7 protein-coding genes and 1 pseudogene are annotated in these 9604 nt (G+C 74.6%); 2 read left to right on the top strand and 6 right to left on the bottom strand.

The features are described 5' to 3' along the window. The 3 genes from ACFV0G_RS01120 to ACFV0G_RS01110 all read right to left on the bottom strand — a co-directional run. A partial coding sequence (locus tag ACFV0G_RS01120) for an encapsulin (protein WP_380539513.1) occupies window positions 1-280 on the bottom strand: 280 nt, incomplete at its 3' end. 23 nt (window positions 281-303) lie between these two features. Continuing rightward, window positions 304-1302 carry a Dyp-type peroxidase gene (locus ACFV0G_RS01115; protein WP_380539495.1) on the bottom strand — a complete coding sequence of 333 codons (999 nt, stop codon included), beginning with the start codon at window positions 1300-1302 and terminating at the stop codon, window positions 304-306. Window positions 1303-1468: 166 nt separating this feature from the next. Then, window positions 1469-2104: a DUF1345 domain-containing protein gene (locus tag ACFV0G_RS01110; protein WP_380539492.1), complete on the bottom strand. Its 636-nt coding sequence runs from the start codon at window positions 2102-2104 to the stop codon at window positions 1469-1471. Between the two features lie 190 nt (window positions 2105-2294). Between ACFV0G_RS01110 and ACFV0G_RS01105 the strand changes: the two are divergent. Continuing rightward, window positions 2295-4607: pseudogene (locus ACFV0G_RS01105) on the top strand (FdhF/YdeP family oxidoreductase); the annotation flags it as partial. Window positions 4608-4758: 151 nt separating this feature from the next. Here ACFV0G_RS01105 and ACFV0G_RS01100 read toward each other — a convergent pair. The 3 genes from ACFV0G_RS01100 to ACFV0G_RS01090 form a co-directional block, all read right to left on the bottom strand. Then, a complete protein-coding gene (locus tag ACFV0G_RS01100; RefSeq protein WP_380539489.1) occupies window positions 4759-6570 on the bottom strand; it encodes an FUSC family protein in 1812 nt (603 codons plus the stop codon). Window positions 6571-6633: 63 nt separating this feature from the next. Continuing rightward, window positions 6634-6987 (bottom strand): hypothetical protein, encoded by a 354-nt coding sequence (locus tag ACFV0G_RS01095; protein ID WP_380539486.1) that lies wholly within the window; start codon window positions 6985-6987, stop codon window positions 6634-6636. A gap of 167 nt (window positions 6988-7154) precedes the next feature. Further along, on the bottom strand, window positions 7155-8585 hold the full coding sequence (locus ACFV0G_RS01090) for an MFS transporter (RefSeq protein ID WP_380539483.1): 1431 nt from the start codon (window positions 8583-8585) through the stop codon (window positions 7155-7157). A 308-nt stretch (window positions 8586-8893) separates the two neighbouring features. Between ACFV0G_RS01090 and ACFV0G_RS01085 the strand changes: the two genes are divergently transcribed. Next, window positions 8894-9472 carry a TetR/AcrR family transcriptional regulator gene (locus ACFV0G_RS01085; protein WP_380539480.1) on the top strand — a complete coding sequence of 193 codons (579 nt, stop codon included), beginning with the start codon at window positions 8894-8896 and terminating at the stop codon, window positions 9470-9472. Window positions 9473-9604: the final 132 nt, after the last annotated feature.

The raw sequence follows: 9604 nt of genomic DNA, 5'->3' as shown, positions 1-9604 counted from the left end.
TCGCGCGGCCGCCGCGCGCGCCCGGCCCCCCGTCCCCCCCCCCCCCGCTACCCCCCGGGGGGGGGCCCCGGCCCCCGGGCCCCCCGACCCCGGGTGCGGGGGCCTCGACGGCGGCGAGGTGTCCGGTGCCGACCGCGGCGAGCCCGGGCCCGTCCGGGCCGGTCACGTCCACGGCGCGCCGGCCGGCCACGTGGCGTTCGAAGGTGCGGCGGGCCTCCTCCTCGATCTCGGACCATGCGGCGGACGTGATCGGGGCGAGCTCGCGGTGCAGGTTGTTCATGCCGTCGGTCGAGGTCATGGCGGTCACGCTCCTTTGAGGCTGCCGATGCCGAGGGACCCTTCGGCCACGGAGGCCGCGGAGGCGGCCGCGGCGGAGGGCAGCGCGGGCAGGTCGTCCAGGAAGTCGGCGCTGGGCACGTGGAAGAGGCAGCCGGTGACCGCCGTCGAGAAGTCGAGGATGCGGTCGTGCAGGCCGGGAGGGTTCCCGAGGAACATGTTCCGCAGCATCTGCTCGGTCACCGCCGGGGTGCGCGCGTAGCCGATGAAGTAGGTCCCGAACTCGCCGTTCGCGACGTTCCCGAACGGCATGTTCTCGCGCACGATCTTCCGCTCGTCGCCGTTCTCGTCGGTGACGGTGTTGAGGGCGACGTGCGAGTTCGCGGGCTTGACGTCGTCGGGCAGTTCGACGTTGGCCAGCTTGGTGCGGCCGACCACCCGCTCCTGCTCGTGCTCGGGCAGCGCGTTCCAGGCGGCGAGGTCGTGGACGTACTTCTGGACGATCACGTAGCTCCCGCCGGCGAAGTCGGGGTCCTCGTCGCCGACGAAGACCGCGTCGTGGGCGGTCCGCCCCTCGGGGTTCTCGGAGCCGTCGACGAAGCCGAGCAGGTCGCGCTCGTCGAAGTACGTGAATCCGTGCACCTCGTCGACCACGGTGCCCGCGCCGACCAGCCGCTCGCCGATCAGCCGGGCCAGCTCGAAGCAGAGGTCGGTGCGATCGGCCCGCAGGTGGAAGAGGAGGTCGCCGGGGGTGGCGGGGGCGCGGTGCCGCGGTCCCGACAGCGGCACGAAGGGGTGGAGGTCGCGCGGGCGCGGGCCGTCGAAGAGCCGGTCCCAGGCCGTGGAGCCGATGCCCGTGATGCAGCTGAGGCCGGCGCCCGGGTCGCGGAAGCCGACGGAGCGGCGTAAGCCCGCGAGGTCCTGGAGGAGGTCGCGGGCGGCGCTCTCGCCGCCGGGCCCGACGGTGGCCACGAGGAACATCGCGGCCCTGGCGCGCGGGGCGATCACTGGCTGTGGTTCGGCCACGGAGCATGCCTCCTGGCTGCACGGCTGCGGCGGTATGCCCACAGGAACCGGGATGAAAGGCTGCACCTGGAAGCCTAGCCCGCGAGGGGCGGCCGCGCCGTGCAGGGTCACCGTCCGTGGTGGCGTCGGGCACGGGCGCCGCCGGGAGCCGGGCCCGGCCGTGCGGTCAGCCGGTGACGATGCCCGTGACGAGGTTGATGGTGGTGGCCAGGATGCTCGTGCCGAACAGGTAGGAGAGCAGGCAGTGGCGCAGCACGACCGCGCGGATCGCCGAGGTGGTGACGCTGGTGTCGGACACCTGGTAGGTCATGCCGAGGTTGTAGCTGAAGTAGAGGAAGTCCTTGTAGCAGGGCGGCTCGTCGGAGTTGAAGTCGATTCCTCCCTCCGGCGGTGAGAGGTACAGCTCCGCGTAGCGGGCGGCGTACATCAGGTGCAGGGACGCCCAGCCCATGAAGACGCCGCCGAGCGCGGTCGCCGCGGCGCTGTGGCTGTCACCGGACTTGCCGAGCAGGAGCAGCAGCACGATGCCGGTGAGTCCGCCGACCGCGGCCGCGACGACGACGAACTCCTCCAGGACGGGCCGGAAGTCCTCGCGCCGGGCGTTGCGGCGGGTGGCCGCGGCGTCCATCGGCCACAGCACGATCCAGCCGGCCACCACGAAGAAGGTCTGGGCCGCGGTGATGCCGGCCAGGACGCCCAGCGACAGGTCGCGCAGCAGCCAGACGGCGATGCCCACCGCCGCCCCCGCGACCAGCGCTCCGTTCAGTCGCGGCAGGGCCGTCCGCAGTGACCACGGGTTCATGGGCCCTCACAGTAGCCGCCCCGCCGCGCCCGGTGGCCGACCGCCCTCCCCCCGGCGCGCGGCGCACTCCCCCGCCGCCGGACGTGGCGGGCCGCATGGCGGGGGGTGAGCCACCGACGTAGCCTGACCGGGGTGTCCCGTACGGGTTCCGCCGTGCGGTCGCACGCCCCACGGCGGAAGGGTGACAGCGGTGAATGCCTCCGACGGCGACAGCGGACAGGACCGGCAGCGGCCCGGCGCGGGTCCCACCCCCGAGGGAGCTCCGCAGTTCCGGCCCTACCACCACCCCGCGGCGGGCTGGGGTGCGGCCAAGAGCGTGACCCGGGTGCTGGTGCGCGAGGGCGCACTCGTGGACGGCCCGCGGGCCATCATGCGGATGAACCACGAGAACGTCGGCTTCGACTGCCCGGGCTGCGCCTGGCCGGACGACACCAAGGGCCTGCACCTGGACATCTGCGAGAACGGCATCAAGCACGTCACCTGGGAGATGACCCGCAAGCGGGTCGACCGCGCGTTCTTCGCCGAGCACTCGGTGGCCGAGCTGGACGGGTGGAGCGACTTCGCGCTGGAGGACCAGGGCCGGCTCACCGAGCCGATGGTCTACGACCCGGACTCCGACCACTACGTCCCGATCACCTGGAAGGACGCCTTCGAGCTGGTGGGGCGGACCCTCCGGGAGCTGGACGACCCGAACCGGGCCGCGTACTACACCTCCGGGCGCCTCGGGAACGAGGCGACCTTCCTCTACCAGTTGATGGCGCGCGAGCTGGGCACGAACAACCTGCCCGACTGCTCGAACATGTGCCACGAGGCCAGCGGCCGCGCCCTGCAGGCGTCGCTGGGCACCGGCAAGGGCACCGTCGACCTGGAGGACTGGGAGACCACGGACGCCCTGTTCATCATGGGTGTCAACGCCGCCTCCAACGCGCCCCGGATGCTCACCGCCCTCGCCGAGGCGCACCGCCGCGGCGCCCAGATCGTGCACATCAACCCGCTGGTCGAGGCCGCCGCCACGCGCACCATCGTGCCGCACGACTTCGTCGACATGGGCCTGTTCAGGACCACCCGGACCAGCACGTTGAACCTGCAGCCGCGCATCGGCGGTGACATGGCACTGCTGCGCGGCATGGCCAAGGCCGTCCTGGAGCAGGCCGGGTCCGACCCGAAGGCGCTCGACCAGGAGTTCATCGAGCGCCACACCAGCGGCTTCGAAGAGTACCGGGCGGTGTGCGAGGCCACGCCGTGGGAGGAGATCGAACGGCAGTCCGGGATCGGCCGGGCCGACGTCCTCCGGGCGGCCCGGGTGTACCGCGACGCCGACCGCAGCATCATCAGCTGGTGCCTCGGCGTCAGCCAGCACGAGCACGGCGTCGACACGGTGCGGGAGATCGTCAACCTGCTGCTGCTCCGCGGCAACCTGGGACGGGAGGGGGCCGGGCCCTCCCCGGTGCGCGGCCACAGCAACGTCCAGGGCAACCGCACCTGCGGCATCGACCACCGGCCCACCGGCGAGTTCCTGGACCGCCTGGCCGAGGTCTGCGGCATCGACCCGCCCCGCGCACACGGCCTGGACACCGTCGGCACCATCGAGGCGATGCACCGCGGGGACGTGAAGGTCTTCATCGGCATGGGCGGCAACTTCGCCCTCGCCGCACCCGACACCCCGTACACGTACGCAGCGCTGCGCCGGTGCGAGCTCACCGTGCACGTCAGCACCAAGCTGAACCGCAGTCACCTCGTGCACGGCCGCCGGGCGCTGATCCTGCCCTGCCTGGGCCGGACGGAGAAGGACCATCAGCGGGCCGGTGTGCAGAGCACCTCCGTCGAGGACTCGATGAGCATGGTCCACCTGTCGGTCGGCATGAAGAAGCCGGCCTCGCCGCACCTGCTGTCCGAGCCCGCCATCATCGCCGGCATGGCCCGCGCCGCGCTGCCCGGCAGCGACACCCCGTGGGAGTGGTACGTCGAGGACTACGACCGGATCCGCGACACCATGGCCCGGGCGCTGGACGGGTTCGAGGACTTCAACCGCCGGGTCCGGCTGCCCCTCGGGTTCAGGATCAGGCAGCCCGCCCGCGAACTGGTCTTCCTCACCCCGTCGGGGCGCGCCGAGTTCTCCGCCGCGCCGCTGCCGGACGTCGTCCCGGCGCCCGGCACGCTGGCCCTCGGCACCATGCGCTCGCACGACCAGTGGAACACCACCATCTACTCCGACAACGACCGCTACCGCGGCATCACCAACCTGCGCACCCTCGTCTTCATGAACCCCGACGACATGCGCGAACGCGGCATCGACGAATTCGACCCGGTGGACATCACCAGCACCGCGAAGGACGGCAGCACGCGCTCCCTGCACGGCTACCTCGCCGTCCCGTACGACATCCCCCGCGGCTGCGCGGCCGGCTACATGCCCGAGATGAACGTGCTGTGCGCGATCGGCGACTACAGCACGCAGAGCGACCAGCCGCTGATGAAGCACCTCAAGGTCACCGTGGACCGCGCTGCGGCGATCGGCCCGGCCGGGGCCGGCGGCGCCGCCCGCCGGGCCGCCTCGTCGAACGGCGCCGCCACGGGCCGCTCCGCCCGCTGCGCGGCCCCGCCCGGCGCCCCCGAGGGGATGGCGCCGGGCCCTCGGACGGGGCGGTTCGGTCGAATCAGCCGGGACGGCCGAACCGCTCCAGCAGCACGTACGCGCGCCGCTCCGCCGCGGCGAGGGCGGCCGGGTCGATACCGGCCGGCCACAGCTCGCCCGCCGCCGCGTCGTCCGCCTCGCGCAGCTCCACCACCGCCGCCGCGAGCTGCACCTGCACGACCGGGAACGCGGACTCCGCCCGGTCCGCCAGCGCCCGCTCGGCGCGGTCGGCGGCCTCCGTGCACGCCGCCAGCGCCCGGTCCACCCGGACCGCCGCCCGGTCGTGCACCACCAGGAGCGCGCAGAGCAGCCCTACGGCGATCCCCAGCAGACTGGCCAGCAGCCGGTCCCGGACGAGCGACTCCGCGGGCGCCGGGAACGCCAGGTCGCTGAGCAGCAGCGCGAGCGGGGTGAGGAAGACGACGCCGAGGCCGTAGTTCCGGACGACGACGTACTCCAGGAGGAACTCCAGGAGCACGATCGCCAGGACGAGCACATTCGGGCCGGGCTGCGCGGCCAGGACGCCGAAGGCGATCAACAGGCCGGCCAGCGTGCCCAGGGTGCGCTGGACGGCGCGCTGCGCCGTCGTCCGGACGTTGACCGAGTGCAGCACCGCGGCCGCCGAGATCGCGGCCCAGTAGCCGTGCCCGAGGCCGAGCAGCACGGCCAGCCCACCGGCGACGCCGGCCCCGAGGGCCATCCGCAGCGCGGGGACCAGCAGCACCGACACCCGCCGGGCGGGCCGCTGTACGACCAGCTCGGCGGCACGCCGCCCGGCGGGGTCGGCGGTCCGCGGCCCGGTCGTACCGGGTGCTGCGCCGGGCGGTGGCACGGGCGGCGGGAGGGTCAGCTCGGGCAGCACGACCGGGGGGCGGCGGCGCCGGTCCACCAGGAGGCCGACCTGGCGGCGCAGGTGCCCGGCGAGGACGGCCGGCTCGGCAGCGGGCCGACGGGCCGAGCGGATCAGCAGCGACCAGGACAGGTCGGTCAGCACCGCGCAGACCTCGCCCGAGCCGTCCGGACCCGCGCCGCCCGGACCGCGCACGGCGCCGGGGCGGTCGGCCGTCGGCGGCATGAGGCCCAGGCAGTGGTACGCCTGCAGGACGGCGGCAGTCGCCCGGTGGCGGCCGGGCCGTCCCCGGACTCCCCCGGCCCGCCCGTCCGGGCCGTCGGCGACCGTGGCCTCCACCACGTCGGCGGTCTCGCGGAGCGCCGCGGCCACCACGAGCCGCTGCGGCCGGTCCGGGTGGAGCAGCCGGCCCGCCATGGCCAGCAGCCAGGCCACCGCGGCACCCATGGCGGCCAGCGCCGTCCTGGGCAGGACGTCCCCCGGTTCGGCGGCGGCGTTCGCGGCCACCGCGAAGGAGAACAGCAGCAGGACGGCGCCCAGCCCGCCCAGCCCCGTCGCATCGCAGGCGAACTTCGCCAGGCCGGCCACCACGGCGGTCGCCACCACCGCCACGGCGGCGCCGGAGCCCCCCGCCCGCGGGTCGAGCCAGGCGGCGAGGGCCGAACCGCAGGCCACGCACGCCGTCATCGCGACGGCCACCAGCGCGAGCACCCGGGCCCGCCGCGGGTAGGACAGGTTGCGGCCGAAGGTGGTGGTGAACGAGCCCAGCATGGCGTACACGGCGACCTCGGGCCGTCCCGCCAGCACCAGCGGCAGCGCCGTCAGCGCCATGGCCAGCGCCGCCCGCAGGGCGAAGCCCAGCGCGCCGTCGACCCGGTGCAGCACGAGGGCGCCGCGCGGCGAGAGCGCACTCGCCACGCCGGCCACCGCACGCCGCCGGCCGTTCCCGGTCACCGCACGGACGGGAGGGCGCGAACCGGGCATATCCGGTGTATATCACCTGCCCCCGGCCGCGTCATGCGTCCACCGCGGACGGCACCGGCCCGGCTATCCCGGCAGGCCGCGGGCCAGGGCCAGCACGAAGGCCAGCGGCCACACCACCTGGCCGAGCAGGGCCCCGGTCGCCGCGTGGCGCGCCACCCGGTACACCGTCAGCGGCCGGGTGAGCCGGCGGCGTCGGCGGAGCAGCAGGGCGAGCAGGTGGAGGAGGGCTCCCAGCCCCGCGGCCGCGATCGCGCCGAGCGAGGTGGTGAGGACGAGGACCAGCCCGGCCCTCGGGCGCCCGCGGGGGTCGGACAGCCACACGAGCTCGGCGACGCAGCAGAGCGCCATGGCCGTGAACGCGAGGGCGACTGCGAGGTCCGCGTCGACCCCGCGCACCGCCTCGATGAACCGCCTCATGGCCCGACGTTCCCACGGCCGCCCGGCCGTACGACCGCGAACCCTGCGATCGTCACCGGTCCGCAACCCGGTGCCACGGCGCCCCGGTCCCCCGCCGCCCGGGTGGGCGGAGAGGGACCGGGGCAGTGCCCGGACGGCTCCCCGTACGGGCCGGACCGCTCGGGGCGTCAGCTCCGGACGGCCTCCGGCCGCGGGGCCGAGGCGGCGACCGGCGCCGGCAGCGGGGTGGCGCCGCGGCGGGTCGGGACGAGCAGCGCGGCGAGCGCGGCGGCCAGGCAGAACACCGCGAGCAGGGTGAAGCCGTGGGTGTAGCCGGACTCGTACGGCCGGCCGGACGACTGGAGGTGGCCGGTGACCAGGCCGGTCATCAGGGCCGCGCCCATCGAGCCGCCGATGGTGCGGATGTTGGCGTTCATGCCGGTGGCCGCACCGGTCTGCGCCGCCGGGACGCTGTGCACGATGAGGTTGCTCATCGACGCGAAGGCGAGGCCGATGCCGAGGCCGAACACACCGGCCGCCAGGGCGACGTCCGCCGGCGCGTCGTGCCGGGCGGCGAGCAGGGCGCAGGCGACCGCGCCCAGCACGGCGCCGGTCACCAGCTGCGCCTTCGCCGGGAAGCGGCCGGCCAGCCGGCCGCTGATGATGCCGGAGGCGAACATCGCGACCAGCATCGGCAGCATCAGCAGCCCGGCGCCGGTGACGGTCGACCCGAAGCCGTAGCCCGCGGACCTGGGAGTCTGGGCGAAGCCGGGGAGGAACGCCCAGACCGCGTACATGCCCGCACCGAAGAGCAGGGCGGCGGTGTTGGTCGTCCACACGGCGGGCAGGCGCATGACGCGCAGGTCGATCAGCGGGTTCCGGGAGCGGGCCTCGGTCAGGGCCCACAGGACGAACAGGACCACGGCGGCCGCGAGCAGGGAGATCACCGGGGTGGAGCCCCAGCCCCACTTCGAGGCCTGGCTGACGGGCAGCAGCAGGGCTACCAGCCAGCCGGAGAGCAGCACCGAGGCGAGCCAGTTGACCCGGCCCTCGGTGCGGGTCGGCGACTCGGGGATGTAGCGGTGCGCGATCACGGCGGTGGCGGCGACGACGATCACCGGGAACCAGAACAGCCAGCGGTAGTCCAGTGCGCCGACGATCGGGCCGGCCAGCACCATGCCGAGGCCGCTGCCGACCGCGATCACGGCGGACAGGTTGCTGATGCTGGCGGAGACCCGCGCGGCGGGGAACTCGTCGCGGATGATGCCGAAGGACAGCGGGAAGAGCGCGCCGGCGATGCCCTGGATGACCCGGGCGATGATCAGCACGGTGATGTTCGGGGCCAGCGCGGCCACCAGGCAGCCGACCAGCAGGGCAACCAGCGCGGCGACGAGGGTGCGCTTCTTGCCCGCCAGGTCGCCGACCCGGCCGAGGATCGGCGTGAAGATCGAGGCGGAGAGCAGGTAGGCGGTCATCACCCAGGTGACCGTGGACTGCGAGGTGTGCATCGCGGCCTGGACGGTCGGCAGGGCGGGCGTGATCAGCGACTGGAGCAGGGCGAACACGCCCGCTCCGGTCGCGAGGACGCCGAAGGTGAGGCGGTTGGAATGGCGGTTCATGGAACCTTCTCGGGACGCGGGAGCGGCGGGTACGGGCGCGGGTACGGGACGGGCACGGCTACGGACCGAGCGGTGCCGGAGCAGCCCGGCGCGGCGCACGACGGTGTGCGCGGATGTACGGGGAGTGCTGCAGGGTGCCCGGCCGGGGGCCGCGGGGAGCGGCCGACGGACGGAGCTGCGGTTACGGAAGGGACGGCCTGTCCATGGGCGGCAGGCCGAAGCTGCGGCCCCGGTGGTAAAGTCGAGGCATGCCTCCATATTAGTGGAGGCACCCCTCCGGTTCAACCCGGCGTCGAAACGAGGTCCCCGTGCCGGATCAGGTCGTCGTGAGCGAGTTCCTCGCCGCCCAGCGCCCGCGCCGTGCCGACGCCGCGCGGAACTTCGACGCGCTGCTGGTCGCCGCCCGCGAGGCGTTCGCCGAGCACGGCGCCGAGGCCTCCCTGGAGGACATCGCCCGCCGCGCGGGCGTCGGCATCGGCACCCTCTACCGCAACTTCCCCACCCGCCGGCACCTCTTCGAGGCCGTCTACGCCAACGAGGTCGACGACCTCGGCCGGGTCGCCGCCGAGGTCTCCGGCGAACCGCCGTGGGAGGCGCTGACCGCCTGGCTGCGCCGGTTCGTCGACTACGCCATGACCAAGCGCGCGATCCGCGAGGCGCTGGAGGGCGAGGAGACCGACGTCTTCCTCGCCTGCCGCCAGTCCATGTACGACGCCGGGACCCCTCTGCTGCTGCGTGCCCAGGAGGCCGGAGCGGTCCGTACCGACATGGGCATCGACGACCTGCTCCGGCTGGTCTCCGGCATCACCTCGGTCGCCTTCCCCGACGAGGAGCAGCGCGACCGGGTCCTCGGCATCGCCCTGGACGGCGTCCGCACCCGGGCCTGAGCCCGCCGCCGGTCGCGGTCCGCGCGGGCACGCGACGGGGGGGCCCCGGGCCCCCCCCGGGGCGGGCGCGAGGGTGACGCAGCGGCCGGGGCGCCCGCGGGGGGCGGGGGGGGTGGGGGTGGGGGGGGGTGC

This window comes from Kitasatospora sp. NPDC059571, assembly GCF_042735675.1.
Taxonomy (GTDB): domain Bacteria; phylum Actinomycetota; class Actinomycetes; order Streptomycetales; family Streptomycetaceae; genus Kitasatospora.
Note: the sequence above shows the minus strand (reverse complement) of the source record. Positions and strands in the feature narration are given on the sequence as shown.

Bases quoted from the DNA above. Each gene is read 5' to 3' on its own strand.
- ACFV0G_RS01110 (WP_380539492.1), bottom strand. From the start codon at position 2,104: ATGAACCCGTGGTCACTGCGGACGGCCCTGCCGCGACTGAACGGAGCG.
- ACFV0G_RS01100 (WP_380539489.1), bottom strand. From the start codon at position 6,570: ATGCCCGGTTCGCGCCCTCCCGTCCGTGCGGTGACCGGGAACGGCCGG.
- ACFV0G_RS01095 (WP_380539486.1), bottom strand. From the start codon at position 6,987: ATGAGGCGGTTCATCGAGGCGGTGCGCGGGGTCGACGCGGACCTCGCA.
- ACFV0G_RS01090 (WP_380539483.1), bottom strand. From the start codon at position 8,585: ATGAACCGCCATTCCAACCGCCTCACCTTCGGCGTCCTCGCGACCGGA.